Origin of the sequence: Hydrogenophaga sp. (genome assembly GCF_030373225.1) — a bacterium.
Lineage (GTDB): Bacteria > Pseudomonadota > Gammaproteobacteria > Burkholderiales > Burkholderiaceae_C > Hydrogenophaga.
The window spans coordinates 23,636-50,162 of sequence record NZ_JAUCZG010000012.1 but is presented as its reverse complement, the minus strand read 5'-3'; the positions used below and the strand labels follow the sequence as shown (position 1 = coordinate 50,162).

At 67.5% G+C, this 26,527-nt stretch carries 28 protein-coding genes; 13 read left to right on the top strand and 15 right to left on the bottom strand.

What is annotated here, in order from left to right; genetic code table 11:
• Nucleotides 1-174 precede the first annotated feature (174 nt).
• Nucleotides 175-630 (top strand): fasciclin domain-containing protein, encoded by a 456-nt coding sequence (locus QUV35_RS08840; RefSeq protein ID WP_300872808.1) that lies wholly within the window; start codon nt 175-177, stop codon nt 628-630.
• A gap of 47 nt (nt 631-677) precedes the next feature.
• Here the strand turns inward: QUV35_RS08840 and QUV35_RS08835 are convergent, their stop codons facing one another.
• Nucleotides 678-1,595, bottom strand: a complete 918-nt coding sequence (locus QUV35_RS08835; RefSeq protein WP_300872806.1) for a LysR family transcriptional regulator ArgP — start codon at nt 1,593-1,595, stop codon at nt 678-680.
• A 117-nt stretch (nt 1,596-1,712) separates the two neighbouring features.
• Between QUV35_RS08835 and QUV35_RS08830 the strand changes: the two genes are divergently transcribed.
• From QUV35_RS08830 to QUV35_RS08820, 3 genes are all read left to right on the top strand, one after another.
• Complete coding sequence (locus QUV35_RS08830) at nt 1,713-3,068, top strand: D-amino acid dehydrogenase (RefSeq protein ID WP_300872804.1); 1,356 nt, start codon at nt 1,713-1,715, stop codon at nt 3,066-3,068.
• Between the two features lie 146 nt (nt 3,069-3,214).
• Nucleotides 3,215-3,736, top strand: a complete 522-nt coding sequence (locus QUV35_RS08825) for a flavin reductase family protein (RefSeq protein WP_300872802.1) — start codon at nt 3,215-3,217, stop codon at nt 3,734-3,736.
• A gap of 70 nt (nt 3,737-3,806) precedes the next feature.
• Nucleotides 3,807-4,706, top strand: coding sequence for a DMT family transporter (locus QUV35_RS08820; RefSeq protein ID WP_300872800.1), 900 nt, complete (start codon nt 3,807-3,809; stop codon nt 4,704-4,706).
• 46 nt (nt 4,707-4,752) lie between these two features.
• On the opposite strand, the gene QUV35_RS08815 is transcribed toward QUV35_RS08820, so the two are convergent.
• A complete protein-coding gene (locus QUV35_RS08815; RefSeq protein ID WP_300872798.1) occupies nt 4,753-7,176 on the bottom strand; it encodes an acetoacetate--CoA ligase in 2,424 nt (807 codons plus the stop codon).
• Between the two features lie 136 nt (nt 7,177-7,312).
• On the opposite strand from QUV35_RS08815, the gene QUV35_RS08810 reads away from it, so the two are divergent.
• On the top strand, nt 7,313-8,668 hold the full coding sequence (locus QUV35_RS08810) for a solute carrier family 23 protein (protein ID WP_300872796.1): 1,356 nt from the start codon (nt 7,313-7,315) through the stop codon (nt 8,666-8,668).
• A 13-nt stretch (nt 8,669-8,681) separates the two neighbouring features.
• On the opposite strand, the gene QUV35_RS08805 is transcribed toward QUV35_RS08810, so the two are convergent.
• Both QUV35_RS08805 and QUV35_RS08800 read right to left on the bottom strand, forming a co-directional pair.
• Nucleotides 8,682-9,041: a hypothetical protein gene (locus QUV35_RS08805; protein ID WP_300872794.1), complete on the bottom strand. Its 360-nt coding sequence runs from the start codon at nt 9,039-9,041 to the stop codon at nt 8,682-8,684.
• A complete protein-coding gene (locus QUV35_RS08800) occupies nt 9,038-9,604 on the bottom strand; it encodes a cob(I)yrinic acid a,c-diamide adenosyltransferase (RefSeq protein WP_300872792.1) in 567 nt (188 codons plus the stop codon). The genes QUV35_RS08805 and QUV35_RS08800 overlap by 4 nt, the downstream gene beginning before the upstream one ends.
• A gap of 152 nt (nt 9,605-9,756) precedes the next feature.
• Here QUV35_RS08800 and QUV35_RS08795 point away from each other — a divergent pair, with 152 nt between their 5' ends.
• From QUV35_RS08795 to QUV35_RS08785, 3 genes are all read left to right on the top strand, one after another.
• Entirely contained in the window at nt 9,757-9,990 is a 234-nt protein-coding gene (locus tag QUV35_RS08795) for a hypothetical protein (protein WP_300872790.1), read from the top strand.
• Between the two features lie 78 nt (nt 9,991-10,068).
• Entirely contained in the window at nt 10,069-11,493 is a 1,425-nt protein-coding gene (locus QUV35_RS08790; protein ID WP_300872788.1) for an FAD-linked oxidase C-terminal domain-containing protein, read from the top strand.
• A 103-nt stretch (nt 11,494-11,596) separates the two neighbouring features.
• A complete protein-coding gene (locus tag QUV35_RS08785) occupies nt 11,597-11,929 on the top strand; it encodes a YegP family protein (RefSeq protein ID WP_300872786.1) in 333 nt (110 codons plus the stop codon).
• A gap of 30 nt (nt 11,930-11,959) precedes the next feature.
• Here the strand turns inward: QUV35_RS08785 and QUV35_RS08780 are convergent, their stop codons facing one another.
• The 6 genes from QUV35_RS08780 to mnmG all read right to left on the bottom strand — a co-directional run bounded on the left by QUV35_RS08780 (nt 11,960) and on the right by mnmG (nt 17,582).
• Complete coding sequence (locus QUV35_RS08780; protein WP_300872784.1) at nt 11,960-12,877, bottom strand: ParB/RepB/Spo0J family partition protein; 918 nt, start codon at nt 12,875-12,877, stop codon at nt 11,960-11,962.
• 24 nt (nt 12,878-12,901) lie between these two features.
• Nucleotides 12,902-13,441: an alpha/beta hydrolase gene (locus QUV35_RS08775; protein WP_300872782.1), complete on the bottom strand. Its 540-nt coding sequence runs from the start codon at nt 13,439-13,441 to the stop codon at nt 12,902-12,904.
• A 12-nt stretch (nt 13,442-13,453) separates the two neighbouring features.
• Entirely contained in the window at nt 13,454-14,224 is a 771-nt protein-coding gene (locus tag QUV35_RS08770; RefSeq protein WP_300872780.1) for an AAA family ATPase, read from the bottom strand.
• 6 nt (nt 14,225-14,230) lie between these two features.
• Entirely contained in the window at nt 14,231-14,845 is a 615-nt protein-coding gene (locus QUV35_RS08765; protein WP_300872778.1) for a LysE family transporter, read from the bottom strand.
• 80 nt (nt 14,846-14,925) lie between these two features.
• Nucleotides 14,926-15,600, bottom strand: coding sequence for a 16S rRNA (guanine(527)-N(7))-methyltransferase RsmG (gene rsmG / locus QUV35_RS08760; protein ID WP_300872776.1), 675 nt, complete (start codon nt 15,598-15,600; stop codon nt 14,926-14,928).
• Nucleotides 15,597-17,582: a tRNA uridine-5-carboxymethylaminomethyl(34) synthesis enzyme MnmG gene (gene mnmG, locus QUV35_RS08755; protein ID WP_300872774.1), complete on the bottom strand. Its 1,986-nt coding sequence runs from the start codon at nt 17,580-17,582 to the stop codon at nt 15,597-15,599. The genes rsmG and mnmG overlap by 4 nt, the downstream gene beginning before the upstream one ends.
• A gap of 146 nt (nt 17,583-17,728) precedes the next feature.
• Between mnmG and QUV35_RS08750 the strand changes: the two genes are divergently transcribed.
• The 5 genes from QUV35_RS08750 to QUV35_RS08730 all read left to right on the top strand — a co-directional run bounded on the left by QUV35_RS08750 (nt 17,729) and on the right by QUV35_RS08730 (nt 20,442).
• Nucleotides 17,729-18,319: an NAD(P)H-dependent oxidoreductase gene (locus QUV35_RS08750; protein ID WP_300872772.1), complete on the top strand. Its 591-nt coding sequence runs from the start codon at nt 17,729-17,731 to the stop codon at nt 18,317-18,319.
• 9 nt (nt 18,320-18,328) lie between these two features.
• Nucleotides 18,329-18,616 carry a YkgJ family cysteine cluster protein gene (locus tag QUV35_RS08745; protein WP_300872770.1) on the top strand — a complete coding sequence of 96 codons (288 nt, stop codon included), beginning with the start codon at nt 18,329-18,331 and terminating at the stop codon, nt 18,614-18,616.
• Nucleotides 18,613-19,272, top strand: a complete 660-nt coding sequence (locus tag QUV35_RS08740; protein ID WP_300872768.1) for a Crp/Fnr family transcriptional regulator — start codon at nt 18,613-18,615, stop codon at nt 19,270-19,272. Before QUV35_RS08745 ends, QUV35_RS08740 begins: the two co-directional genes overlap by 4 nt.
• A 107-nt stretch (nt 19,273-19,379) precedes the next feature.
• Nucleotides 19,380-19,571, top strand: coding sequence for a DUF2892 domain-containing protein (locus tag QUV35_RS08735; protein WP_300872766.1), 192 nt, complete (start codon nt 19,380-19,382; stop codon nt 19,569-19,571).
• A gap of 100 nt (nt 19,572-19,671) precedes the next feature.
• Nucleotides 19,672-20,442: a class II aldolase/adducin family protein gene (locus QUV35_RS08730; protein ID WP_300872764.1), complete on the top strand. Its 771-nt coding sequence runs from the start codon at nt 19,672-19,674 to the stop codon at nt 20,440-20,442.
• On the opposite strand, the gene QUV35_RS08725 is transcribed toward QUV35_RS08730, so the two are convergent.
• From QUV35_RS08725 to QUV35_RS08705, 5 genes are all read right to left on the bottom strand, one after another.
• Nucleotides 20,439-21,191 (bottom strand): hypothetical protein, encoded by a 753-nt coding sequence (locus QUV35_RS08725; protein ID WP_300872762.1) that lies wholly within the window; start codon nt 21,189-21,191, stop codon nt 20,439-20,441. The two genes, QUV35_RS08730 and QUV35_RS08725, sit on opposite strands and share 4 nt — an antisense overlap.
• Before the next feature lie 53 nt (nt 21,192-21,244).
• Nucleotides 21,245-22,579: a type III glutamate--ammonia ligase gene (locus QUV35_RS08720; protein WP_300872760.1), complete on the bottom strand. Its 1,335-nt coding sequence runs from the start codon at nt 22,577-22,579 to the stop codon at nt 21,245-21,247.
• Nucleotides 22,576-23,883, bottom strand: coding sequence for a 4-aminobutyrate--2-oxoglutarate transaminase (gene gabT, locus QUV35_RS08715; protein WP_300872758.1), 1,308 nt, complete (start codon nt 23,881-23,883; stop codon nt 22,576-22,578). The genes QUV35_RS08720 and gabT overlap by 4 nt, the downstream gene beginning before the upstream one ends.
• Before the next feature lie 132 nt (nt 23,884-24,015).
• Nucleotides 24,016-25,506: an aldehyde dehydrogenase gene (locus QUV35_RS08710; RefSeq protein WP_300872756.1), complete on the bottom strand. Its 1,491-nt coding sequence runs from the start codon at nt 25,504-25,506 to the stop codon at nt 24,016-24,018.
• 175 nt (nt 25,507-25,681) lie between these two features.
• Nucleotides 25,682-26,518, bottom strand: a complete 837-nt coding sequence (locus tag QUV35_RS08705) for an ABC transporter permease (RefSeq protein ID WP_300872754.1) — start codon at nt 26,516-26,518, stop codon at nt 25,682-25,684.
• Nucleotides 26,519-26,527: the final 9 nt, after the last annotated feature.

Genomic DNA, 26,527 nt, shown 5'->3' with positions numbered 1-26,527 from the left:
GACGGACGCGATTCTGCCCGAGTTCGACGATCCCGTCGATATCCCTACCGAAAAGTAATGTTACAGACTATTCAGTCTATTTATCAACCAGTCGGGATAGCATCCGCTCCGGACAGCAGCCAAAGCCGCTGTTGACATGCGCTACCCCCTCCTCAACCCGAAACAAGGACTCCCATGAAAAAGACATTGATCGCCTCCATCCTCGCCCTGGGCGCGCTGGGCTCCGCACAGGCCGCCGACATCGTGGACACCGCTGTGGCCGCCGGCTCCTTCAAGACCCTGATGACGGCGGTGCAGGCTGCCGGGCTGGTCGACACGCTCAAGGGTCCGGGCCCGTTCACCGTGTTCGCACCGACCGACGAGGCCTTCGCCAAGATCCCCAAGGCCACGCTGGATGCACTGCTGAAGGACAAGGCCGCCCTGACCAAGGTGCTGACCTACCACGTGGTGCCTGGCAAGGTGATGGCCGCCGACGTGAAGGCCGGCATGGTGAAAACCGTTCAGGGCAGCTCGATCACGGTGGCCACCATGGGTGGCGTGAAAGTGGACGCCGCGAACGTCGTCAAGACCGACATCGCGGTCGACAACGGCGTGATCCATGTGATCGACACCGTCATCATGCCCAAATAAGTTGGCACTTGCTCTCAAAAATCCCCGCACGCGCGGGGCTTTTTTCGTCAGGCCACTGGCCGCAAATTGTTGCTGGCCGCCACGCGCAAGGCCTTGCTCAGTCCGTCCAGCACGTCGGAGCTCAGGTTCCAGCAGTGCCAGTACAGCGCCACACCGAGCCGGTGGCGCGGGGCCAGATTGACCAGTTCACCCGACTCGATCAGCCCCCGCACCCGCAATTCGGGCAGCACGCTCACACCCCAGCCAGCCTGCACCGCGCGCACCTGCCCCTCGCTGGATGGCACGAACAGCTGTTTCAACATGACCCGTGGCAGACCGAAGGCTTTGGTCACGAACCCATGCTGCAGGTTGTCCTTGCGGTTGAAAGCCACGAACGGAACCTTGTGGAAGTTGTGTGCGGTCAGGCCTTTGGGCAGATGCAGCGCGGCGAAGTCGGCTTGCGCCACGGCCACGTAGTCCATCGACCCCAGGGCTTCCATCTTGCAGCCGCGCAGCGCCTGCCCCAGCGACGTGACACAGCCCAGCACCTGGCCTTCCCGCAGCCACTCGTGGGTGAACTCCTGGTCGTCGGTGATGATTTCGATCGGCAGGCCGTTCTGCGCCAGCGCGTCTAGCGCCGGCAATGCCCAGGTGGCGATGCTGTCGGCGTTGATGGCCACCGAGATCCGCTCTTCTTCGCGGCCGCTGCCGGTGGAGCTGGGCGCGAGCTCCTTGAGGTCTTTCTCCAGATCGGCGCGCAGCAGCCGCATCATCTTGGCGTGCTTGAGCATGAGCTGCCCGGCCGGCGTGGGTTTGAGCGGGCGGCTGCGCACGATCAGCACGGTGCCGACCTGTGCCTCCAGGGCACGCAATCGCTGCGACACCGCCGACTGCGTGATGGACAGCCGCTGCGCAGCACGTTCGAATCCGCCCTCTTCAATGATGGCGGCCAGACATTCGAGGGCATCGGGATCGAAAGTGCTCATGGGTGCTCGCTGGTCATATAAGCAGATCTGATGCCCAAAATTTTAGTTTAATTGCGCTTCACTTCGCAGAGCCTTCTTCAGATACTGCACCCAGTTCAATACCCTGAGGAGCAGTTCATGCAGGTCACCATTCTGGGCGCAGGCATCATCGGCGTCAGCACCGCATGGCACCTGATGCAGCGCGGTCACGAGGTCACCTTGGTCGACCGGCAGGCCGACGCGGCGCTGGAGACCAGCTTTGCCAATGCAGCACAGATCTCGGTGAGCTACTGCGAGCCCTGGGCCAACAAGGACGCGCCGCTCAAAACCCTGAAGTGGATGTTCTCGGACGAATCACCGCTGCTGTTCCGTCCGCAACTCGACTGGGCACAGTGGCGCTGGGGCCTGCAGTTTCTCGCGCAATGCAACGACGCGGCGTTCGAGCGCAACGTGGCGCAGCTGGTGGCCCTGGGCTCCTACAGCCACGCCGCCCTGAAGGCGGTGGTGGCCGACACCGGCATCGAATACAACCGCCTTGAGCGCGGCATCGCGCACTACTACACCGACCGGAAATCCTTTGACGGCGCGGCCGAAGCCGCCGCCGTGATGCAGCGCTTCGGCGTCAAGCGCCGGGTGGTCTCGCTCAGCGAACTGCTCAAGATCGAGCCCGCGCTGGGCGCCTTTGCCGAGCACATCGTGGGGGGCACCTACACCCAGAGCGACGAGTCGGGCGATGCGCGCAGCTTCACCCAGCAGCTCGCAACCCTGTGCGGCCAGCGTGGCGCACGGCTGATGTTCGGTCACGACATTCAACGCCTGGACAGCGATGGCCGCGAGATTCGCGAAGTGCAGGTGCGCGACCGGCAGAGCGGCCAGGTCCGCGTGCTCAAGTCCGACGCGTTTGTGGTGGCCTGCGGTTCCTACACCACGCCGCTGCTCAAGACGATCGGTGTGGATGTGCCGATCTACCCCGGCAAAGGCTACAGCGCCACGCTGCCCTTGCTCAAGCCCGAGCGGGCGCCCGAGGTGAGCATGATCGACGACCAGCTCAAGATCGCTGTCTCCCGACTGGGCAACCAGCTGCGCGTGGCCGGCACGATTGAACTGGGCGGGTTCGACCTGTCGCTGGAGACACCGCTGGCGCGCAAGCGCTGTGACATGCTCGTGCGCCGCATCGAGCAGGTGTTTCCCGGCGTGGCCGACACCCGCACGCCCGAGCAGGGCGGCGACCCGCAATACTGGTGCGGCCTGCGCCCGGCCACGCCGACCAACATTCCCCTGATTGGCCGGCTGCCGCTGAGGAATCTCTGGATCAATGCCGGGCATGGCACCCTGGGCTGGACCCACGGCGCCGGCTCGGGCAAGGCGCTGGCCGAGCTGATCCATGGAGAGCAACCCGCCATGGACTTCGGCTTTCGGGGCATGCCGCCGACGAGGCGCAGCACTCCGGTTTCGTCGCGACTGCGGGTCGCCCAGCCACCCGGCCAGGCCTGAACAGGCTGCAGGTCGGCAGAACGATCCGTCCATACCGCCAGAAGGCCATCTGTGGGGTCGATGCATCACGGCATTCCAGGGACGGCACCGCGACCCGCCGCCGATCGCAGAGAATCAACGCTCTGCCGCTCCACGCCTTCTTTCGCATGTCCTCTGACCGATCCACCGCCCTCCAGGCCCGCTCACCCGATTTTTCGGCTCGCGAGTTCCGCGCCTCGCTGGGGATGTTCGCCACGGGCGTGACCATCGTCACCGCCCGCACCGACCGTGGCGAACTGGTGGGGCTGACGGCCAACTCGTTCAACTCGGTCTCGCTGAATCCGCCGCTGGTGCTCTGGAGCCTGGGCCGGGCGGCCGGCTCCCTGCCCGCCTTTTCCAACGGCCTGCATTACGCCATCAATGTGCTGGCGGCCGACCAGCAGGCGCTGGCCGAACAGTTCGCCGCCAAGGACACCGACCGCTGGGCCGGTGTGGCGTTTCGCGAGGGCGGCAACGGCGCGCCGCTGCTCGAAGGTGCCGCCGCCACCTTCGAATGCTTCAACCGCAGCCAGTACGCCGAGGGTGACCACGTGATCTTCGTGGGCGAGGTGGAACGTTGCAGCCACCGGGCGGAAGCGCCGCCGCTGCTGTTCCACGGCGGGCGTTTCTACACCGAACACCCGCTGTGAGTCATGGCCCGCCCGGCTCTGCGAGCCCGGGCGACAGGCAACGCGCACCGACCTCGCGACAATCGCCTGCATGAGCCCCGCCACCGTTCGCAAAACCCACCTCGACACCCTGGCCATCACCTTGCTGGTGGTGTGCTGCGCTTTCTGGGGCTTTCAGCAGATCCTGATCAAGGCCACGGTGGGCGAAGTGCCGCCGCTGTGGCAGGCCTCGCTGCGATTCTGGGGTGCCACCGCGCTGCTGTGGATGTGGTGCCGGGCCCGTGGTGTGCCGCTGTTCAACCGCGACGGCACGCTCAAGGCCGGCTTGCTGGCCGGGCTGCTGTTCGCCGGTGAGTTCGCCGGCATCTACCTCGGCCTGATGCACACCAGTGCGTCACGCCTCACAGTGTTTCTCTACACCAGCCCCTTCGTCGTGGCGCTGCTGCTGCCGCGCGTGGTGCCGGGTGAAAAGCTGCGGCGCATTCAGTGGATCGGACTGAGCCTGGCGTTTGCGGCGGTGGCGGTGGCGTTCAGCGAGGGCTTCACGGCCCCTTCGGCCCCGGGCCAGTGGCGCGGCGACGCCCTGGGACTGGCGGCCGGCCTGCTCTGGGGCCTGACCACGCTGACCATCCGCGCCTCCCGCCTGTCCACGGCCAGTGCCGAAAAGACGCTGTTCTACCAGGTGGCCGTCACGGCCGTGGTGGCGCCCTTCCTGTCGCTGGCGCTGGGCGAGGCCTGGGCGCTGGACTACTCGGCCAGGGCGTGGACGTCCATCGGCCTGCAGACCGTGGTGGGCGCTTTCGCCAGCTACCTCACCTGGATGTGGATGCTGCGCGTGTACCCGGCCACCCAGATGTCGACCTTCACCTTTCTCACACCGGTGTTCGCCTTGCTGTTCGGCGTGGTGCTGCTGGGCGAGCCGCTCACGCTGCAGCTGGTGCTGGCCCTGGTGGGCGTGGCGGTCGGCATCGTGCTGGTCAGCAAACGCTAGCGAGGCCCGCCCGGTTCTTCCTGCCCTGCCCCAGGGGCTCACCGCCTCAGTCGCCCGCGAGATGGCGCTGCGCAAACGCCTCGTACCACGCCAGACATCCCGGGTTGGCCATGGCCTCCTTGTTGATCACCTTCTCCAGCGGCTGGCCGAGCAACAGTTTCTTGATCGGGAGCTCCTGCTTCTTGCCCGAGAGCGTGCGCGGGATCTCGGCCACCTGCAGGATCTCGTTGGGCACGAAGCGCGGCGACAGTGCGGTCTTGATGCGGTCGTGGATGCGCTGACGTGTCCCGTCGTCGAGCACCAGGCCATCGCGCAGCACCACGAACAAGGGCATGTAGCTCTCGCGACCGAGGTACTCGAGATCCACCACCATGGAGTCCATCACCTCGGGCAAGGCTTCGACCGCGCTGTAGAGCTCGCTGGTGCCCATGCGCAGGCCGTGGCGGTTGATGGTGGCGTCCGAGCGGCCATAGATCACGCAGGAGCCGTCCGGGTGGATGCGCAGCCAGTCGCCGTGGCGCCAGACGGCACCGGCCTCCGGGCCCAGATCCCTGTCGCCGGGCCGCCCCAAGACAGGGAGAGCCCCCTCGGGGGGCAGCGGACCTCGCGCAGCGGGGGAGTGTTGGGGCGAAGGATTCACCGCCGGGCCGCCCCAAGGTGAATCAGCCCCCTCGGGGGGCAGCGGACCTCGCGCAGCGGGGGAGCGTGGGGGCTCAGCCATGCTGTCGCCGGGCCGCCCCAAGACAGGGAGAGCCCCTCCAGGCTTGCGCCCATGACCGGGCGGATACATGTCGAAGTAGCTGCCCAGCAGGCGCTGGTTGCCGACATCGCCCACGAAGTACAGCGGCATCGAGGGAATGGGTTGCGTGCACACCAGCTCACCCACCTCGTCGACCACCGGCTCGCCCTGCTCGTTCCAGGCCTCCACCGCGCAACCCATCAGGCGGCACTGCATGCGCCCGGCAGTCTGGGGAAGATCGCGGTTGCCGCCGATGAAGGCGCCGGCGAAGTCGGTGCCGCCCGAGATGTTGCACCACCAGATGTCCTGATCCTGCTCCGGCTGAGCCATCCCTTGCTCCAGCGGAGCCACGCCCCGTTCGGGCTGAGCCTGTCGAAGCCCCGCATGAGGGAGCCCTTCGACAGGCTCAGGGCGAACGGACAGGGCTTGGCGCTTGCGCACCCTGCGGAACTGCTGCGTCCCCCAGTTCTGCGCGTCTTCCGACAGCGGCGAGCCGGTGCTTCCGAGCGCGCGCACCGACGACAGATCACCGCAGGTCGACAGGTCCACGCCGGCCTTGAGGCAGTTGGCGAAGAACGCCGCACCTGCGCCGAAGAAAGTCACGCGCTGCTCGGCGGCGAAGCGCCACAGCGTGGTCCAGTCGGGCTTGTCTCGGGAGCCGCCGGGGTTGCCGTCGAAGATCACGCAGGTGGTGCCGCCCAGCAGCCCGCCGGCCTGGGCGTTCCACATCACCCAGCCGGTGGAGCTGTACCAGTGGTAGCGCTCGCCCCAGCTGTTGGGCTCGTAGCTGCAGCCGATGTCGTTGTGCAGGATCTTCAGTGCCAGTGCCACGATGGTGGTGCCGCCGTGGCCGTGCACGATGGGCTTGGGCAGGCCGGTGGTGCCGCTGGAGTAGACGATCCACAGCGGGTGGTCGAAGGGCAGCCAGAGTGGCTGGAACTGCGCCACCGCCGTGTCCATGCGCGACAGCGCCTCGGCGAAGCTGGTGCAGGGTGCGGCAGCCTGCAAGGCCCGGTCGGTGGCCTCGGCCACATCCTCGGCGTCGGCCGCCAGGTTGGTGTGCAGCACCACATGCCGCACCGTGGGCAGGGCCGCGCGCAGTTCGGCCACCACGGCCAGGCGGTCGAAGTCGCGCCCGCCATAGGTCACGCCGTCGCAGGCGATCAGCACCACCGGCTCGATCTGGCGGAAGCGGTCGAGCACGGCGTTGGTGCCCATGTCGGGCGCACAGATGCTCCAGACGCCACCGATGCTCACCGTGGCCAGAAACGCCACCATCGCTTCGGGGATGTTGGGCAGGTAGGCGGCCACGCGGTCGCCGGGCTTGACGCCCTGGTCCTGCAGGTGCAAGGCCAGCGAGGCCGCCTGGCGGCGCAACTCGGGCCAGCTCAGCTCCACATGCCGGCCCTTTTCATTGCGGCTCACGATCGCCATGAAACCGGCCTCGTGCGCGGGCTGCACGTGGCGAAACACCTGCTGGGCGTAGTTGACCTGGGCGCCCGGGAACCACCTGGCGCCGGGCATCACGTTGCGCTCCAGCACCGCGGTGTGCGGGGTGGGCGAGCGCATGTCGAAATAGTCCCAGATGCTCTGCCAGAAGGCGTCGAGGTCGGTCGTGGACCAGTGCCAGAGCGCCTCGTAGCTGTCGAAGCTCAGGCCGCGCTGCTCGGCCAGCCACTGCTGGTACAGACGGATCTGTGGCGTGAAGGGAGGTGTGCTTGTCTCGTTCATTCGGGTGTCCTTTTTCATGCAAGGGTAGCAGCGCAGCGCGTGGTGCGGCGATCGTTCGGGCAAAGGTGGCGCCCGGGGGCAGGAGGCGTGCCCGGCTCCGACTACGATCGACCCATCATCGACTCGGAGAACCGCCATGGGCATGTTGAACTGGACAGAAAAGAGCACCTCGGTGCTGGACCAAGGAGGCGTGATCGCCCCCGACGAGCGCCTGCCGTGGCCACAGACCACCGTCATGGGCGTGCAGCACGTGATCGCGATGTTCGGGGCCACGGTGCTGGCGCCGCTGCTCATGGGCTTCAACCCCAACGTCGCCATCCTCATGAGCGGCATCGGCACGCTGATCTTCTTTGTCATCACCGGCGGCAAGGTGCCGAGCTACCTCGGCTCCAGCTTTGCCTTCATCGGCGTGGTGATCGCCGCCAGCGGCTACGCCGGGCCAGGCCCCAACGCCAACCTGGGCGTGGCACTGGGCGGCATCATCATCTGCGGCCTGGTCTACACCGTCATTGGCGTCATCGTGCACGCCACCAATGTGAAGCACCACAAGTCGCAACCCATGGCCGGCATGGAAGTGGACGAGGTGGACGAAGGCGCAGCCGTGCACTGGATCGAGCGCCTCATGCCGCCGGTGGTCACCGGTACCGTGGTGGCGGTCATCGGCCTGAACCTGGCGGCCATTCCCATCAAGAACATGGCCCCCACCGGCTTTGACGCCTGGATGCAGGCCATCACCTTCATCAGCGTGGCGCTGGTGGCCGTGTACGCGCGTGGCATGACGCAGCGCCTGCTGATCCTGGTCGGCCTGATCGCCGCCAGCGTGGTCTATGCCGTGCTCACCAATGGCCTGGGCCTGGGCAAACCCATCGATCTGTCGGGCATCGCCAACGCCGCCTGGTTCGGCCTGCCGACCTTCGCCGCGCCGGTGTTCCAGGCCCAGGCCATCCTGCTGATCGCGCCGGTGGCGCTGATCCTGGTGGCAGAAAACCTGGGCCACATCAAGGCCGTGAGCGCCATGACCGGGCGTGACCTCAACCCGTATCTCGGCAGGGCCTTCATCGGCGACGGTGTGGCCACCATGCTCAGCGGCGCGTCCGGCGGCACCGGCGTGACCACCTACGCCGAGAACATCGGCGTGATGGCCGCCACCAAGATCTATTCCACCGCCATGTTTGTCGTGGCCGCCTGCATCGCCATCGTGCTGGGCTTCTCGCCGAAATTCGGCGCGTTGATCCAGGCGATTCCGCTGGCCGTGATGGGCGGCGTGTCGATCGTGGTGTTCGGCCTGATCGCGATCGCCGGCGCCAAGATCTGGGTCGACAACAAGGTTGACTTTTCAGACAACAGGAACCTGCTGGTGGCCGCCATCCCGATCATCCTGGGCACCGGCGAGTACACGCTGAAGTTCGGCGAATTCGGCCTGGGCGGCATCGGAACCGCCACCTTCGGCGCGATTTTTCTCTACTGGCTGCTGAGCCGCCGCAAGGCCTGAGCGTCCGGGGGCGTTAGCTGCGTTCGCAGCGCCCCTGGGCCGTCGCCTGACCCCGGAAATCGCTGCTCCAGGTCTGCGCGGCCGTGTCGATCTGGATGCGTTCGTTGTCGATGGCGGTGAGGATCACCGTCTCCTGGATCGCGAAGGTGTACACCGGCACGCCGTCGATCTGCACCGATCGCACCCGCCGGTCGTCGTAAGCGATGAGGACCGTGCGCGTCCAGGTGGTCCGGGCGGGCAGGTAAACCGCTTCGCAGACCAGCGTCACTTCGCTGGCCTTGGGGGCGGCTTGGGCGGGCGCCTTGTTCTGCGCTGCGGCCGCGAGCGACAGCGCGCTGGCCACCCCGCCCGCCAGCATCAGCGCCGCCTTCATTCGGCCGCGCCCTTGGCCATGCGCTCGCTCTTCCAGTACACGTCGTCGCCGCCGTTCATGCGGTTGAGCACGCGGGCCAGCACGAACATGAGATCGCTCAGGCGGTTGAGGTACTGGCGTGGCGTTTCCTTCAGCGCCTCTTCGTTGCCCAGGGCCACGACCGCGCGCTCGGCACGGCGCGCCACGGTGCGGCAGACGTGGGCCAGGCTGGCGGCCCGTGTGCCGGCGGGCAGGATGAATTCCTGCAGGCGCGGCAGCGTTTCGTTGTGGTTGGCCAGCGCTTGGTCGAGTGCGATCACGGCCTCGGGCTTGAGCAGCTCGTAGCCTGGAATGGACAGCTCGCCACCCAGGTTGAACAGTTGGTGCTGGATCTCCACCAGCAGGCCTCTGACCTCGGGCGCCATGTCTTCGCACAGCAGCACGCCGATGTTGGAGTTGAGTTCGTCCACCTCGCCCATGGCGTGCACGCGCAGGCTGTTCTTGGAGACGCGGGTGTTGTCGCCCAGGCCGGTGGTGCCGGCGTCGCCGGTGCGGGTGGCGATCTGGGTGAGGCGGTTGCCCATGGGAGATCCTTGAAATGACGAAAGCTGTGAATTGTGCGGGATTGTGTCTGGTGCAAGCGAGTTGTCCATCAGGCAACAACGGGCAAAACCGCTGGCACGGGGCGCGGGGGCAAGCGTTAATGGGCGCCTGTTCATTCCTTCGGGAGACACCGATGAAGCAACGCCGACAACGACTCGCCGACTTTGAAGCCCGCAGCGTGCAACTGATCGCCGCCTGCACGCTGGGCCTGGCCGGCATGGCGAGCGTGCCGCCCGGCCAGGCAGCGCGCATCACCGGCCAGGCCACCAGCCTCACGGGCGCAGGCGGCCACCCCGCCGCCTCCGGCAACACCGGCGCAACACGCGCCCCGGCGGTGTTGCTGCAGGGCGGGAAAGCCCGCAGCTGAACGGGCCCGTGCGAGACCCCCTGCGCGGGACGCCGGGCTTAAACTGGCCGGCTGCACAAAACAGCCCGGAGACCGCCCATGAACGCCCCCACCGCCCACAGCCACCTGGCCCCGCAAGTCCACCAGCGCGCGGTGCCGCCCGAACTGATCAGCGCGCTGCAGGCCCGCTTCGGCGCGCAATGTTCCACCGCGCTGGTGGTGCGCGAGCAGCACGGACGGGACGAGTCCGTGTACGAGGTGCCGCCTCCGGCGGCGGTGGTGTTCGCCCAGAGCACCCAGGACGTGGCCGACGCGGTGAAGCTGGCTGCGGCGCACCGGGTGCCGGTGATCCCGTTCGGCGTGGGCTCTTCGCTCGAAGGCCACCTGCTGGCCGTGCAGGGTGGCATCAGCATCGACGTGAGCCGCATGAACAGCGTGCTGGCCATCAACGCCGAAGACCTGACCGTGACGGTGCAGCCCGGCGTGACGCGCAAGGCGGTCAACGAGGCGGTCAAGAGCGAGGGCCTGTTCTTCCCGATCGACCCGGGTGCCGACGCCTCCATCGGTGGCATGGCGGCCACCCGCGCCAGCGGCACGAACGCGGTGCGCTACGGCACCATGCGCGAGAACGTGCTGGCGCTGCAGGTGGTCACCGCCAGCGGTGAGGTCATTCGCACCGGCACGCGCGCCAGGAAGTCATCGGCCGGCTACGACCTCACGCGCCTGATGGTGGGCAGCGAGGGCACGCTGGGCGTGATCACCGAGGTCACGCTCAAGCTCTACCCGCTGCCCGAAGCCATTTCGGCCGCCACCTGCTCGTTTCCGAACATCGAGGCGGCGGTGCGCACCGTCATCCAGGTGATCCAGCTCGGCGTGCCGATCGCGCGCTGCGAGCTGATCGACCACAACACGGTGCGCATGGTCAACGCACACAGCAAGCTCGGCCTGCGCGAGGAAAACATGCTGTTGATGGAATTCCACGGCTCACCCGCGAGCGTGAAGGAACAGGCCGAAACAGTGCAGGAGATCGCGGGCGACTTCGGCGGCCAGGCCTTCGAATGGGCCGACACCCCCGAGGAGCGCACCCGGCTGTGGACCGCGCGGCACAACGCCTACTTCGCCGCCATCCAGAGCAAGCCCGGCTGCCGTGCGATCAGCACCGACACCTGCGTGCCCATCTCGCGCCTGGCTGACTGCCTGCTCGACTCCGTGCTGGAGGCCGACGCCGCCGGCCTGCCCTACTTTCTGGTCGGGCACGTGGGCGACGGCAACTTCCATTTCGGTTATCTGATCGACCCGACCAAGCCCGAAGAGCACACCCTGGCCGAGCAGCTCAACCACCAGCTGGTGGCGCGCGCACTCCGGCTGGAAGGCACCTGCACCGGCGAACACGGCGTGGGCCTGCACAAGATGGACTTCCTGCTCACCGAGGCCGGCAGCGGCGCGGTGGACATGATGCGCACCATCAAGCGCGCGCTCGATCCCGACAACATCATGAACCCGGGCAAGATCTTCGCGATGTGAGCGGCGGCCTGCCGCGGTGACGGCCCCCGGGATGTCCCGCTCCCGGGCCGCTGCCGGCGCCGATAGGATGACATTCCCTTCATCATCACGTCCCGGAGGTCACATGGCAGGTTGGTACGAAGTGAACAAGAACGCCAAGGGCCAGTTTTCGTTTGTCCTCAAGGCGGGCAACGGCGAGGTCATTCTTCGCAGCGAACTCTACGAGTCGCGCGCTGGCGCCGACGGCGGGATCGCATCGGTGCAGAAAAACAGTCCCATGGAGGCGGCCTACGCGAGCGCCGAGGCCTCGGACGGCCGCTTCTACTTCAACCTCAAGGCCGCCAACCACCAGGTCATCGGCACCAGCCAGATGTACAGCACCGCGGCCAGCCGCAGTGCGGGCATCGCGTCGGTTCAGGCCAACGGCTCGACCACGGACGTCCGCAGCGCCGCCTGAAAGGCCACGCGGGCGCGGTGGCCCGCGCGCTCAGTGCCCGCCGCCGCGCAGCTTGTCGATCAGGCCGTTGAGAGCGTCGAGGGAGCCGAACTGGATCGCGATTTCGCCCATCTCCTCGATGCGACCGTGGCGCTTGACGCGCTTCTTCACCCGCACCTCGACCTCGGCCATCAGCAGGTCGGCCAGTTCTTCCTCCACGCGGCGGGTGTCGCGCGACTTGTCTTTCTTGAGCTTCTGGGGCGAAAGCGCAAACTCCGCCCCGAGCTTCTTCACCAGGCTTTCCGCTTCACGCACCGACATCTTTCTGGCGGCGATCTGGTTGCCGGCGGTGATCTGGCTGGCCTTGTCCAGCGCCAGCAAGGCGCGTGCATGGCCCATGTCCAGGTCTCCTGCCATCAGCATCGTCTGCACCGGTTCGGCCAGTTGCAGCAGGCGCAACAGGTTGCTGGCGGCGCTGCGCGAGCGGCCCACGGCCTGGGCCGCCTGTTCGTGAGTGAGTCCAAACTCCTTCACCAGACGTTGCAAGCCGTGCGCCTCCTCCAGTGGGTTGAGGTCTTCACGCTGCATGTTCTCGATCAGTGCCATGGCCGCGGCGGACTCGTCCGGCACATCGCGCACCAGCACGGGCACGCTTTCGAGCCCGGCAAGCCGGGAAGCGCGGAAGCGGCGCTCGCCCGCGATGATCTCGTACTTGCCGGCGTCGGGACCGCTCGCGAGCTGACGCACCAGGATCGGCTGCATCACGCCCTGGGCCTTGATGCTCTCGGCCAGTTCGTAGAGGGCGCCCTCGTCCATGCGGGTGCGGGGCTGGTACTGGCCGGCCACCAGCGCGCTCAGGGGCAGGCTCGAGGGCAGGCTGCCCGGATCCGCCGGTGCGCTGTCCACCACCTTCGGGCCCAGCAGGGCTTCGAGTCCGCGGCCGAGGCCTTTGGGTTTTTTGGTGACCATGGATCGTGGTGCTTTCGAAAAATGTCAGAGGTTCATGAGTTCGGCCAGCACGGCATGGCCGCTGGGCCAGTCACCCAGGCCGGACTCGGCGTTGATGTGGCCCGCATCGCCCAGGTCAACGAAGCGCGATCCCCAGGCGGCCGCCAGGCTTTGCGCGCGCTCGAAGCTGCAGTACGGGTCGTTGCGGCTGCCCACCAGCACACTGGGGAAGGGCAGGCGCTGCGTGTGAATGGGTGCCCAGCCGGGCAGGATCGGGCGCATCGACTCGTGTTCGGCATCACCGGGCGCCACCAGCAGCGCAGCCTTCACCCGGGACGTGTTCTGCGAATGCGCGGCCCAGGCCGCCGTGTGCAGGCAACCCAGGCTGTGCGCCACCAGCACGGCCGGCTCGTCGCAGGTGAACAGCACCTCCTCCAGCCGGGCGATCCAGTCGCCACGCCGGGGCCGGATCCAGTCGTGCTGGTCCACCCGGCGGTAGGCATGGCTGGCTTCCCAGCGACTTTGCCAGTGGTCCGGGCCGCTGTTCTGCCAACCCGGCAGGATGAGGACGTTGTGGGGTTTCACGTGAAACAGGCCCTAGAACTTGCCGATGCGCGCCACCATTTCGGAAGCGAACGCCACGAACGCCTGGCTGCCGCGTGCCGAGGGGTCGAAGATCACGCCCGGCAGGCCGTAGCTGGGCGCTTCGGCCAGGCGCACGTTGCGCGGGATGACCGTGTCGAACACCTTGTCGCCGAAGTGGGCCTTGAGCTGGTCACTCACCTGCTGCTGGAGTGTGATGCGCGGGTCGAACATGACCCGCAGCAACCCGATGATGGCGAGATCCTTGTTGAGGTTGGCGTGCACCTGCTTGATGGTGTTGACCAGATCGGTCAGGCCTTCGAGTGCGAAGTACTCGCACTGCATGGGCACGATCACCCCGTGCGCGGCGCACAGGCCGTTGAGGGTGAGCATGCTCAGCGACGGCGGGCAATCGATCAGCACGAAATCGTAGCTGTCCAGCACCTCGGCCAGCGCGGTTTTCAGGCGCTTTTCACGCCGCTCCACCTCCACCAGCTCCACCTCGGCGCCGGCCAGCTCCCGATTGGCGCCCAGCACGTGGTAGCCACACTTCTCCGAGTACACCGCCGCCTCCGCCACCGAGGCGGACTCCAGCAGCACGTCGTACACCGAAAGCGCCATCTGCCGCTTGTCCACGCCCGAGCCCATGGTGGCGTTGCCCTGGGGGTCGAGATCGACCATCAGCACCCGCTGGCCCACCTTGGCCAAACCCGCCGCCAGATTCACCGTGGTGGTGGTCTTGCCGACGCCACCCTTCTGGTTCGCAATGCAAAAGATCTTGGCCATGTGTGCTTACTTCGAGATGGCCAGCTTGATGCCGAAACCGATGAGGAACAGACCTGCCACCTTTTCGAGAATGCGGCCAATCACGGGATTGGCGCGCATGCGGGCGGCGAGAAAATGGGTGAGCAGGGTGACCGCGAGGCCGTAGGCAAAGGTGAGCACCGCGATGGTGGCGGCCATGGCGCTGAAGGTCACCAGGCCCTGGTGACGTGCCGGGTCCACAAACAACGGGAAAAAAGCCATGTAGAAAACGATGGCCTTGGGGTTGAGCAGGGTGATGACGATCGCTTGCTGGAAATACTGGCGCGGGCGGATGTTGAGGATGGGCGCGTCGCCCGGCCTGGCGGCCAGCATCTTGAACCCGAGCCAGGCCAGATACGCCGCGCCCATCCACTGCACCGCCCCGAAGGCAGCGGGGTATGCCGTCAGCAGCGCCGCCACCCCGGCGACCGCAAGCCACATCAGCACCTGGTCGCCGGCGATCACGCCGAGGGTGGCAGCCAGCCCGCCCCGGATGCCGCCCTTGCCGGTGGATGTCACCAGCGCCAGATTGCCCGGGCCGGGAATGAGCAGGAACACGACGATGGCGGCGACAAAAGCGCCGTGGTCTGCGATGCCGAACATGGAGAACCCCCGGGATGTGGAGGGTCGAGTTTACGTGAAGGGTCTCCTGGCCCCGGGCTCAACTCCGCGTTTCGTGCGCCTCAAGCCACAGCCGGCGGCCCCGGCCGCATCCAGACGATGCAGCGCTCGGCGTCCAGCCCGGGCACCCGGAGCTGTTCCACGTGAAACACATCCACGGCGCCGGCCTCTGCCTGCAACGTGGCCAGCTCGTCGCCGGGGTGTTTGCCCTTCATGGCCATCCAGATGCCGCCCGGGTTCAGCGCCGCCTGCGACCAGCGGGTGAAGTCCACGAGCGAAGCGAAGGCGCGCGAACACACCACGTCATGGCCCTGCCCCGACAAGGCGTTGAGGCTTTCCACGCGGGCGTGCAGACCACGCAGGTTGGGCAGCTTGAGGGTGGCGGCGGCCTGCTGGATGAACGCCGCTTTTTTGGCCACCGTGTCCACGCAGGTCACCTCAATCTGCGGGCAGGCGATGGCGATCACCACACCAGGAAGCCCGCCACCGGAGCCGACGTCGAGCAGCTTCACCGGCCGATCGCCGACCTGCTCAAGCAGGGGTGTGATGGCCGCCAGACTGTCGAGCAGGTGGTGGGTCATCATCTCGGCCGGATCGCGCACGGCCGTGAGGTTGTAAACCTTGTTCCACTTCTGGAGCAGGCCCAGGTAGTCCAGCAACAGGTCGACCTGGCGCGCGTCGAGCGCGAGCCGGAGCGATTGCAGACCCGCCTGCAGGGTGGCCCTCAGTTCGCTCATGCCGCCACGTCGCTGGAAAGGTCGGCCGCCACCGGCAAGGTGGCGAAGCCCTTGAAACCGCCCTTCTTCAGGTGGATCAGCAGCAACGAAATGCTCGCGGGCGTGATGCCCGAGATGCGCGAGGCCTGTCCCAGCGTTTCGGGCCGGTGTTTCGCCAGCTTTTGCCGCGCCTCGATGGACAGGGCCGCCACCTGCAGGTAGTCGAGATCGGCAGGCAGCTTCAGACCTTCGTAATGGGAAGCCCGCTCCACCTCGGTTTTCTGGCGGTCTATGTAGCCCGAGTACTTGGCCGCGATCTCCACCTGCTCCACCACCGGCTCCAGCAGCACACCCAGTGTTTCACGTGAAACGTCCGCGCCGGCATGTCTGCCGCCATCGAGCCCGACCAGATCGGCATAAGCCACGCCGGGCCGGCGCAGCAGGTCGAACAGGTTGTGCTCGTGTTCGATCGCCTTGCCCAGCACCCGCTCGGACTCGGCCGCAGGCAGGTTGCGCGGGTTCACCCAGGTGGCTTTCAGGCGCTCGGTTTCACGTGAAACCGCATCGCGCTTGCGGCAAAAAGCGTCCCACTGCGCATCGCCCACCAGGCCCATGCGGCGCCCGGCTTCGGTCAGGCGCAGGTCGGCGTTGTCCTCGCGCAGCTGCAGCCGGAACTCGGCCCGGCTGGTGAACATGCGGTAGGGCTCGGTCACGCCCTGGGTGATCAGGTCGTCCACCAGCACACCGAGGTAGGCCTCGTCGCGCCCGGGCAGCCAGGCGCCCTCGCCCCGGCATTGCAGCGCGGCATTGATGCCGGCAAACATGCCTTGCGCTGCCGCCTCCTCGTATCCCGTGGTGCCGTTGATCTGGCCCGCAAAAAACAGGCCCTGGATCTGTTTCGTCTCGAAGCTGCTCTTGAGCGAGCGCGGATCGAAGTAGTCGTATTCGATGGCGTAACCCGGGCGCAGGATGTGCGCGTTCTCCAGCCCCTTCATGCTGCGCACCAGCTGGTACTGGATGTCGAACGGCAGGCTGGTGGAGATGCCGTTGGGATAGACCTCGTGTGTGCTCAGGCCCTCGGGCTCGAGAAAGATCTGGTGGCTGTCCTTGTCGGCAAAGCGGTTGATCTTGTCCTCGACGCTCGGGCAATAGCGCGGACCGACCCCCTCGATCTTGCCGGTGAACATGGGGCTGCGGTCGAAGCCGCTGCGGATGATGTCGTGCGTGCGCTCGTTGGTGTGGGTGATCCAGCACGGCACCTGCCGCGGGTGCATGGCGGTGTTGCCCATGAAGCTGAACACCGGCACGGGCTTGTCGGCGTTCATGCCGCCGGGCACGCCATCGCCGGGTTGTTCGGTGCACAGGGAATGGTCGATGCTGCGGCCATCGAGCCGCGGTGGCGTGCCGGTCTTCAGGCGGCCTTGCGGCAGCTTGAGCTCCTTCAGGCGCGCCGACAGCGACACCGCCGGCGGGTCGCCCGCACGGCCGGCGGCGTAGTTGTTCAGGCCCACATGGATCTTGCCGTCGAGGAAGGTACCGGCGGTGAGCACCACCGTGCGGCTGCGGAAGCGGATGCCCACTTGCGTCACGGCGCCCACCACGCGGTCACCCTCGACCATCAGGTCGTCCACCGCCTGCTGGAACAGCCAGAGCCCGGGCTGGTTCTCCAGCATCCGGCGGATGGCGGCCTTGTAGAGCACACGGTCGGCCTGGGCCCGGGTGGCACGAACGGCGGGGCCCTTGGAGCTGTTGAGGATGCGGAACTGGATGCCGCCTTCGTCGGTGGCCAGCGCCATGGCACCGCCCATGGCGTCCACCTCCTTGACCAGGTGGCCCTTGCCAATGCCACCGATGCTGGGGTTGCAGCTCATCTGGCCCAGCGTCTCGATGTTGTGGGTCAGCAGCAGCGTCGTTTGGCCCATGCGCGCGGCGGCGAGCGCGGCCTCGGTGCCGGCATGACCGCCGCCAACGACGATGACATCAAATTCCTGGGGATACAACATGACCGTGGTGCTCCGGGACCGCGAGGGTCCGCCATTCAAACAGGGGCCTCGCTGAGGCAACCCGCGATTTTCCCACCTTCGCGCGGTTTGTGCCCGCGCCAGCCCCGGGGGCCTCGGGGTCGGCAGGCCTCGGCCACAATGGGCGCATGAGCACACCCCTGAACCTCCTCGTCTTCGCCGGCAGCACGCGCGGAAAATCCTTCAACCGACAGCTCGCCACCGCGGCCGCAGCGCACGCCGGCCGCGCCGGGGCCCGGGTCACCCACCTTGAACTCGCCGACTTCGACCTGCCGCTCTACAACGCCGACCTCGAAGCGCGCGGCACGCCCGCCGCCGCCATCCGGCTCAAGGAGCTCTTTCACGCCCATCCGGCCTGGCTCATCGCTTCGCCCGAGTACAACGGCAGCTACACCGGCCTCTTGAAAAACACCATCGACTGGGTCTCCAGCCCCGTCAAGGGAGACCCGCTCTGGTCCAGCGGCACCAAGCCGTTTGCGGGCAAGGTGGTGGGGCTGATGAGTGCCTCGCCTGGTGCCATGGGTGGGCTGCGAAGCCTGTCCCACCTGACGCCACTGCTCCTGAATTTGAAGTGCTGGGTCGCGCCGGAGCAATTCGCGCTGTCCCGCGCGGGCGAAGCCTTCGACCCCGATGGCCAGCTCTCCTCCGAGGCCGCACGCAAAGGCCTGCACAGCGTGGTCGACCAGGTGCTGTGGGCTGGCCAGCGCCTGCTGCCCTGACGCCTGGCCATGGTCGCGGCCGCCCGATCCTCCCTGACCTGCCGACCCGGCTGTGCGGCCTGCTGCACCGCCCCGTCCATCAGCAGCCCGCTGCCCGGCCTGCCGCTGGGCAAACCGGCCGGCATGGCCTGTCCGCACCTCGACGGCGCCCTGCGCTGCCGACTCTTCGGTCTGCCCGCTCGCCCGGCGGTGTGCAGTTCGCTCGCTCCCGGTCCCGACATGTGCGGCAACAGCCGCGAAGACGCCATGGCCTGGTTGACCCGGCTGGAACGCGCCACCCAACCCTTCGTCCCATGAACACCTCCGACTGGCAGACCCTCGCCCACCTCTACCCCGCACTGCAAGATGCGGTGACCGCCCCTGAAGCCGAGGCTTTGGCCGTGATGGACGCGCCGGCCGGAACCACCCTGTTTCGTGAACAGGAGCGCTGCGGCGGCTTCCCGCTGCTGCTCAGCGGTGAGGTGCGGGTCTCGCGCTCGGCCAGCAGCGGGCGCGAGCTCGAGCTCTACCGCGTGGTGCCGGGCGAGATGTGCCTGGTGTCGTCGTCGTGCCTGTTTGTGGACCAGCCGCTGAGCGCGCACGGCGTCACGGTCAAGCCGACCCGGCTCGCACTGCTGGCGCCCGCCGCCTTTCGCGACGCGCTGGCCCACCCCGGCTTTCGCGACTTCGTGCTCGGCCTGTTCGCCGCGCGCCTGGCCGACCTCACCGGCCTGATCGAGGCCATCGCCTTCCAGCGCCTGGACAGCCGTCTGGCCGCTGCCCTGCTAGGCCACGGCACCCAGGTGCACGCCACCCACCAGGCGCTGGCCGACGAACTCGGCACCGTGCGCGAAATCGTCACCCGCCTGCTGCACCGCTTCGAGCGCGATGGCTGGGTGGAACTCTCGCGCGAATGCATCACCGTGCGCGACAGCGCCGCCCTGCGCTCGCTGGCCGCCCTGCAGCCCCGCTGAACGCCGCCAGCCTGTGTGACCCAGGTCACATACCCGAAGCGCGCGCACAGGTCCAATGACCTCAAGCCACCTCAACCCGGGGCGGCTTCTTTCAACGGAGAAACACCATGACCAAAAACGTCGGCGGCATCGACCGCGGCCTTCGCATCACCCTCGGCCTGGCCCTCATTGCCGCGGCCGCCACCGGCACCGTGGGCTGGTGGGGCTATCTCGGCGTGGTGCCCCTGCTCACCGGCCTGGTGGGCTGGTGCCCCCCTTACGCCATGCTGGGCTTCAACACCTGCTCGATGAAGAAGTGAGCGCGCCGGTGAACTTGTCCTCGCTGGGACACGACAAGTTCGCCTGAGCGGCATACAGTGCATGGCTCGCGCCCGCCCGGGGCGCGCCAGGAGACACACCATGCACATCCCGTCCCTCAAGGAAGTGGTCAGCGCCGAAGAATGGGCGCTGCGCTGCGACCTCGCCGCCTGCTACCGGCTGGTGGCTGCCTACGGCTGGAGCGATCTGGTCTTCACCCACATCAGCGCCAAGCTGCCCGATTCGGTCACCGGCGGCGAGCACCAGTTCCTCATCAACCCGTACGGGCTCACGTTCGACGAGATCACGGCCAGCAGCCTGGTCAAGGTCGACATGGCCTGCAACAAGCTGCTGGACTCGCCCTTCCCGGTCAACCCGGCGGGCTTCGTGATCCACAGCGCCGTGCATGAAGCCCGGCCCGAGGCCGGCTGCGTGATGCACACGCATTCGCGCGCCGGCGTGGCCGTGAGCGCACAGAAGGCCGGCATCCTGCCCATCAGCCAGCAGAGCACCTTCGTGCTTGCCTCGCTCGCGTACCACGCCTACGAAGGCGTGGCCCTGCGCTCCGAAGAGAAGCTGCGGCTGCAGGCCGACCTGGGCACCGCCAATCACCTGGTGCTTCGCAACCACGGCCTGCTCACCGTGGGCAAGACCATCCCCGACGCCTTCCTGGCCATGTACACGCTGGAGAACACCTGCCGCATCCAGATCGACGCGCTGGCCGGCGGCACCGAACTCACCCAGGTCGACCCTGCCATCCTGGCCAACATGGCCGACGTGATGCGCGTGGCCACTGCGGGGCTGGGGTCGCAGCTGGCCTGGCCGGCGCTGCTGCGCAAGGTCGAGCGGCTCGATGCGGGCTACAAATCCTAGACCCGACCGACGAAGGCGGTCATGCCCTCGAGCACCGTGCGCAAGCGCATGAGCTCGCGCGAACCGTCCAGCCGGGATGACAACGCCGCCAGCCTGGACACCCGTCCCAGGCGGGGCAGCAGGTGGGCGATGAAGTCGTGCAGCGCCGGGCCGCCGGTGCCGGCGTCGGCATAGGCCTGCAGCACCGCGCGCACCGCATCCGGCCCCAGCGGCTGAAGGTAGCGCGCCAGCGACAGCAGCAACTGCAAGGCGTCGTAGACCTGCACCAGCGCCAGCGCCATGCCGGGCCTCAGGCGCTCTTCAAAGTCGAGCCGGGCAAAGTGCTCGCCGTTCCAGGTGAGGTTTCGCGTCTGCGCGCCGCCGTGCCAGTGGCCGCGCGCGTGGAATGCCGCGAGATCGGCGCTGGCCGCACACATCAGCGCCAGCCGCTCGGTGCCGGGCGACCGGTGCAACACGTGGTCCAGCGTGTCACCGATGTCACTGGTGGTGAGGGAAAAACCATCGAACGCCAGCACGGCAGGAACGCGCTCGCCGGCGGCGGCCAGGTCCAGCAGGCGCTGGTGCTCGAAGGCCAGCAGCTCGGCGCCATCGGTCTGGCGCACCGCGTGCCACGGCACCGGCACGCCGACAAAATGCGCGAACAGCCAGATGCTGGCGGACTTGCGCCAGCTGCGCAGCGGCCGGTCGGCGGTCTTGGTCCAGGTCTTGGCGGACGCGGTCGGGGCGGCAGTGGCGGCGGGGGTGTTCAAGCAGCCGGATTATCCCGAAAACCCCCGGGGGCAGCGGCGCAGGGTGCCGGCGGTCAGGCTGCGTTGCCGTAGCGCTCCAACTCCCAGTCACTCACCTGCTGGCTGTGGCTGGCCCACTCGGCGTGTTTGAGCGCGAGGAATTCCGCGCAGAAGGCTTCGCCCACGGCAGCGCGCAGCGTCCCGTCGCGCTCCAGCGCCTGCAGCGCGGCGAACAGGTCGCGTGGCAGCGCTTCGGGCAGGGCACCGCCACGCGCATGCACCTCGTACAGGTCATCGGCGCAGGGTGAGGCAGCCGGCAGCGACTGCTCGATGCCCGACAGACCGGCCGCCAGTGTGGCGGCGATGGCGGCGTACACGTTGCACGACGGGTCGGGCAGGCGCCATTCGATGCGCCCGGCCACGGCGCGCACGAGGCAGGTGCGGTTGTTGTCGCCGATGGCCTTCCACACCGGCGACCAGGTGGTGCCCGAGGCGCTGCGGCTGGCGGCCAGCCGCTTGTAGCTGTTGACCGTGGGCGCGCACAGCGCGGCCAGCGCGTCGGCGTGGTGCAGCAGGCCGGCGGCAAACTGGTGACCGGTGGGGCTCAAGCCCAGCGCGCCGCTGGCGTCGGACATCACCGCCCGACCCTGGTCATCGGTCAGGCTCAGGTGGAAATGCAAGCCGCTGCCCGGCGCGTGCGCCAGCGGCTTGGGCATGGTGGAAAACACCACGCCATGCTGCGCCGCCACCGCCTGCGCGGCGAGCTTGAAGAGCTGGTAGCGGTCGGCGGCGGCGAGCGCCTCGTCGTGCTGGTAGTTGATCTCGTACTGGCCACACGCGTCTTCGTGGTCGATCTGCTGCAACTGGAAACCGAGCCCGGTGAGCGTCTGGCGCATCGCCTCGAGAAACGCGAAGTTGCGGCCGATGGCCTGCAGGTCGTACGAGGGTTTGGCGAGCAGGTCCTGCGCATCGGCCACCTGCCAGCGGCCCTGTGCGTCGCGTTTGAGCAGGAAGAACTCGGGCTCGATGCCGACCCACAGCGTCCAGCCGCGAGCCCGGAGGCGTTCGACCTGGCGCTTGAGCACCTGGCGAGAGCAGGTGTCCAGCGGCTCGCCACCGGCAAAGCCGTCGCACACCGCGTGCGCCACACCGGGCATGAAAGGCAAGGGGCGCAGGCTCTGCGGCACCACCCGGCCCATGTACTCGCTGCGTGCGCCCATGCGCGGCAGGCCGGTGCCGCTGATGCTGGGGCCGGAGAAGCCGGCACCCGCGCTCACCGCACCAGGCAGGCCGTCGAGCGGCACCAGCTTGCCCTTGGGGCCGCCGGGCAGGTCGGTGAAAGTGGTCAGCACCGAGTGGATGCCCTGCGCGCGCAGGGCCGCCATCCGGTCTTCCAGCGACAGGCTCAAGCGAGCACCTCGGACAGCGCTGCGTCGAACACGGCCAGCCCTTCGGCGAACACGCTGTCTTCAATGGTGAGCGGGAACAGGAAACGGATCACGTTGCCATACACGCCGCAGGTCAGCAGCAGCAGGCCGCGCCGGAGTGCTGCAGCCTGCACCTTCTTCGTGGTGTCGGCATCGGGCGCGCCGGTCGCGTCGATGAACTCGCAGGCCACCATGGCGCCCAGGCCGCGCACGTCACCCAGACGCTTGGGGTACACGGCACGCTGCGCAATCAGGTGGCCGATCAGCTGGTCGCCCAGCTTCTGCGCGCGCTCGGGCAGGCGCTCCTCGGCCATCACATCCAGCACCGCGTGCGACGCGGCGATGGCCAGCGGGTTGCCCGCATACGTGCCACCGAGGCCGCCGGGGCCCGGACCGTCCATGATGGCGGCCTTGCCCGACACCGCCGACAGCGTGGTGCCGCCGGCCATGCTCTTGGCCATGGTCATGAGGTCGGGGCTCACGCCGTAGTGCTCCATGGCAAACATCTTGCCGGTGCGCGCAAAACCGGTTTGCACCTCGTCGGCCACCAGCAGGATGCCGTGCTGGTCGCACAGCTCACGCAGCCACTTCACGGCCGCCGGCTGGATCGGGTTGAAGCCGCCCTCGCCCTGCACCGGTTCGAACACGATGGCCGCCACGCGGCTGGGCTCGATGTCGCACTTGAAGAGCTGCTCCATCGCGTGCCTGGTGTCGTCGAGCGACGCGCAGTGGCACGGAAACGGCACGTGGTAGATCTCGGGCGGGAACGGGCCGAAGCCGGCCTTGTAGGGCTGGACCTTGCCGGTGAGCGCCACCGAGAACATGCTGCGGCCGTGAAACGCACCGCCAAACGCAATGACACCGGTGCGCCCGGTGCTGTAGCGCGCGATCTTCATCGCGTTCTCGATGGCTTCTGCGCCGGTGGAGAAAAACGCGGTCTTCACCGGGCCGTCGATCGGCACGATGGCATTGATGCGCTCGGCCAGCGCCACGTACTCGGTGTACGGCACGACCTGGTAGCAGCTGTGCGTGAAGCGCTGCAACTGGGCAGCGATCGCCGCCTGCACCTTGGGGTGCAGGTGGCCGGTGTTGAGCACCGCGATGCCGCCGGCGAAGTCGATGAAACGGCGACCCTCGATGTCCCAGAACTCGGCATTCTTCGCCTTGTCGATGAAGAAGTCTCCCATCACGCCCACGCCGCGCGGTGTGGCGTCGAGCCGGCGCTGGTGCCAGGCGGCGTTGGTGTGGGGTGCGTTCAGGTGCTCGGACTTTTGCGGTGCGTTCATGGTGCGTCTCCTTTAAATACCAACGAGGGGCTGCGAGGTGTCTTTTCCAAGGGCACCGCGGAACCGGCTTTGCCGGGCCGCCAGTGCCGCCCCCCTCTGGGGGGTGACGCGAAGCGGCGCGGGGGGCGACGGTTAAACCGGGCTGTCGATCCGGATCCAGGTGGTCTTGGTCTCGGTGTACTTGTCGAACGCATGCAGCGACTTGTCCCGCCCCACACCGCTCTGCTTGAAGCCGCCAAACGGCACGGTGATGTCGTCCTCGTCGTACTGGTTCACATGCACCGTGCCGGCGCGCAGCGCACGCGCCACGCCGTGCGCCTTGTTGATGTCGCGCGTCCAGACCGCAGCCTGCAGCCCATACACACTGTTGTTGGCCTCGCGCACCACCTCGGCCGCGTCGATGAAGCTGAGCACCGAGAGCACCGGGCCGAAGATTTCCTCGCGCGCGATCGTCATCTGCGGCGTCACGCCGTCAAAGATGGTGGGCAGCACGTAGTTGCCACCGGCCACCGGCATCGAGGCCTCGCCGCCGGCCAGCAATGTGGCGCCCTCGCTCTTGCCCGATGCGATGTAACGCAGCACCGTGTCCATCTGCACCTTGTCGACGATGGCGCCCATGGTGGTGGCCTTGTCCAGCGGGTTGCCCGGCTGGTACTGCGGCACCAGCTTCAGGGCTTTTTCCAGAAACGCGTCCTTGATCGAGGCCTCGATGAACAGGCGCGAGGGCGCGTTGCAGCTCTCGCCCTGGTTGAAGAAGATGCTGCCCACGGCGGCCTCCACCGCGCGGTCGAGGTCGGGGCAGTCGGCGAACACGATGTTGGGCGACTTGCCACCGAGTTCGGTCCAGGCCCGCTTGAGGTTGCTCTGCCCGGCCATCACGTGGATCTGCTTGCCCACCCGCGTGCTGCCGGTGAAGGCAATGCAGTCCACGTCCATGTGCAACGCCAGCGGGCTGCCGGCCTCGGGGCCGTAGCCGGGCACCACGTTGAACACCCCCGGCGGGATGCCGGCGGCCAGCGCCAGCTCGGCCAGGCGCAAGGCAGACAGCGGGCTCTTCTCGCTGGGCTTCAAGACCACCGAGTTGCCCGCGGCCAGCGCGGGTGCGATCTTCCAGGCCGCCATGATCATGGGGTAGTTCCAGGGCACGATCACACCCACCACACCCACCGGCTCGCGGGTGATCAGCGCCAGCGCCTGGCGGCCCGTGGGCGCGATCTCGTCGTACACCTTGTCCACCGCCTCGCCATACCAGCGGATGCAGTTGGCCGCGCTGTTCACGTCAACGCCCTTGGCGTACTTGATCGGTTTGCCCATGTCCAGCGTTTCGATCAGGGCCAGTTCGTCGGCGTGGGCGCTCACCTGCTCGGCGAACTTGATCATGATGCGTTTGCGCTGCGCCGGCGCCATGCCGCTCCAGCGGCGGTCTTCAAAGGCGGCACGGCCGGCAGCCACCGCCGCATCGATGTCGGCCTCGCCACAACGCGCAACAGCGGTGAGCAGGCGACCGTCCACCGGCGAAATGCAGTCAAAGGTCTGGCCGTCGCGCGCAGCGGTGCGCTCGCCGTTGATGAAGGCGCGGCCGTCGAAGGAAAGGGCTGAGGCCTGGGGCGAGATGGCGGTCATGGTGGCGGTGGTGAATCCCGTTCGCCCTGAGCTTGTCGAAGGCTCACCAACGCTATGGCGAGGGCTTCGACAAGCTCAGCCCGAACGGAGGGGGTGAACAAGTGGCCTCATGCTACGCCCGAAACACTCGCTGCTGCAAAGCCACTTTGCCCGGCGTCCAGCGATCCAGTGGGGCTCAGGACCGCAGCGCCGCCGCCACTTCCCGTTCGCGCTTTCTGGTCGAGCGCGCCACCCACACCGCATAGCCCACGATCACGATGGTCACCGTCACGATCAGCAGCGTGGCCGCGGCATAGACCGTGGGGTTGATGCCGCGCCGCGCGTAGCCGAAGATCACCTGCGGCAAGGTGTTCACACCCGGCCCGGAGAGGAATTCGGCAATCACCACGTCATCGAACGAGAGCGTGAACGCAAGCAGGAAGGCCGCCAGGATGGCCTGGAAGATGTTGGGCAGCGTGATCAGGAAGAACACCTGGTGCGGCCGGGCGCCCAGGTCCATGGCCGCCTCTTCAATGGAGCGGTCCATCTCCATCAACCGGCTCTGGATCACCACCATGCCGTAGGCCATGCCCAGCAGCGTGTGGCCGGCGATGATGGTGATCAGGCCGCGCTGCGGCCAGCCGAACAGGTTCTGCGCACCCACAAAGAGCAACAGCAGCGACAGGCCGATGATCACCTCGGGCATCACCAGCGGCGCGTTCACCATGCCACTGAAGACGGTGCGACCGATGAAGCGGCGGTAGCGCACCAGCACGAAGGCGGCAAAGGTGGCCAGCACCGCCGAGAGCACACCGGTGACCGCCGCGACCTTGATCGACAGCCAGAAGGCATCGACGATCTTGGAGTCGCGCATCAGCGCCTCGTACCAGCGCAACGAGAAACCGGTGAAGCGAGCGTCCTGCCGGGTGCTGTTGAACGAAAACACGATCATGAACAGCAGCGGCAGGTACAGGAAGGCGAACACCAGTGCCAGCCAGGCCTTGCCGAAATGTTTCTCGAGCAGTTGTTTCATCGGGAGTCC

Excerpts from the sequence above, each read along its gene's own strand:
- QUV35_RS08840 (WP_300872808.1), top strand. The coding sequence starts at position 175 with ATGAAAAAGACATTGATCGCCTCCATCCTCGCCCTGGGCGCGCTGGGC.
- QUV35_RS08835 (WP_300872806.1), bottom strand. The coding sequence starts at position 1,595 with ATGAGCACTTTCGATCCCGATGCCCTCGAATGTCTGGCCGCCATCATT.
- QUV35_RS08830 (WP_300872804.1), top strand. The coding sequence starts at position 1,713 with ATGCAGGTCACCATTCTGGGCGCAGGCATCATCGGCGTCAGCACCGCA.
- QUV35_RS08825 (WP_300872802.1), top strand. The coding sequence starts at position 3,215 with ATGTCCTCTGACCGATCCACCGCCCTCCAGGCCCGCTCACCCGATTTT.
- QUV35_RS08820 (WP_300872800.1), top strand. The coding sequence starts at position 3,807 with ATGAGCCCCGCCACCGTTCGCAAAACCCACCTCGACACCCTGGCCATC.
- QUV35_RS08815 (WP_300872798.1), bottom strand. The coding sequence starts at position 7,176 with ATGAACGAGACAAGCACACCTCCCTTCACGCCACAGATCCGTCTGTAC.
- QUV35_RS08810 (WP_300872796.1), top strand. The coding sequence starts at position 7,313 with ATGGGCATGTTGAACTGGACAGAAAAGAGCACCTCGGTGCTGGACCAA.
- QUV35_RS08805 (WP_300872794.1), bottom strand. The coding sequence starts at position 9,041 with ATGAAGGCGGCGCTGATGCTGGCGGGCGGGGTGGCCAGCGCGCTGTCG.
- QUV35_RS08800 (WP_300872792.1), bottom strand. The coding sequence starts at position 9,604 with ATGGGCAACCGCCTCACCCAGATCGCCACCCGCACCGGCGACGCCGGC.
- QUV35_RS08795 (WP_300872790.1), top strand. The coding sequence starts at position 9,757 with ATGAAGCAACGCCGACAACGACTCGCCGACTTTGAAGCCCGCAGCGTG.
- QUV35_RS08790 (WP_300872788.1), top strand. The coding sequence starts at position 10,069 with ATGAACGCCCCCACCGCCCACAGCCACCTGGCCCCGCAAGTCCACCAG.
- QUV35_RS08785 (WP_300872786.1), top strand. The coding sequence starts at position 11,597 with ATGGCAGGTTGGTACGAAGTGAACAAGAACGCCAAGGGCCAGTTTTCG.
- QUV35_RS08780 (WP_300872784.1), bottom strand. The coding sequence starts at position 12,877 with ATGGTCACCAAAAAACCCAAAGGCCTCGGCCGCGGACTCGAAGCCCTG.
- QUV35_RS08770 (WP_300872780.1), bottom strand. The coding sequence starts at position 14,224 with ATGGCCAAGATCTTTTGCATTGCGAACCAGAAGGGTGGCGTCGGCAAG.
- QUV35_RS08765 (WP_300872778.1), bottom strand. The coding sequence starts at position 14,845 with ATGTTCGGCATCGCAGACCACGGCGCTTTTGTCGCCGCCATCGTCGTG.
- rsmG (WP_300872776.1), bottom strand. The coding sequence starts at position 15,600 with ATGAGCGAACTGAGGGCCACCCTGCAGGCGGGTCTGCAATCGCTCCGG.
- mnmG (WP_300872774.1), bottom strand. The coding sequence starts at position 17,582 with ATGTTGTATCCCCAGGAATTTGATGTCATCGTCGTTGGCGGCGGTCAT.
- QUV35_RS08750 (WP_300872772.1), top strand. The coding sequence starts at position 17,729 with ATGAGCACACCCCTGAACCTCCTCGTCTTCGCCGGCAGCACGCGCGGA.
- QUV35_RS08745 (WP_300872770.1), top strand. The coding sequence starts at position 18,329 with ATGGTCGCGGCCGCCCGATCCTCCCTGACCTGCCGACCCGGCTGTGCG.
- QUV35_RS08740 (WP_300872768.1), top strand. The coding sequence starts at position 18,613 with ATGAACACCTCCGACTGGCAGACCCTCGCCCACCTCTACCCCGCACTG.
- QUV35_RS08735 (WP_300872766.1), top strand. The coding sequence starts at position 19,380 with ATGACCAAAAACGTCGGCGGCATCGACCGCGGCCTTCGCATCACCCTC.
- QUV35_RS08730 (WP_300872764.1), top strand. The coding sequence starts at position 19,672 with ATGCACATCCCGTCCCTCAAGGAAGTGGTCAGCGCCGAAGAATGGGCG.
- gabT (WP_300872758.1), bottom strand. The coding sequence starts at position 23,883 with ATGAACGCACCGCAAAAGTCCGAGCACCTGAACGCACCCCACACCAAC.
- QUV35_RS08710 (WP_300872756.1), bottom strand. The coding sequence starts at position 25,506 with ATGACCGCCATCTCGCCCCAGGCCTCAGCCCTTTCCTTCGACGGCCGC.
- QUV35_RS08705 (WP_300872754.1), bottom strand. The coding sequence starts at position 26,518 with ATGAAACAACTGCTCGAGAAACATTTCGGCAAGGCCTGGCTGGCACTG.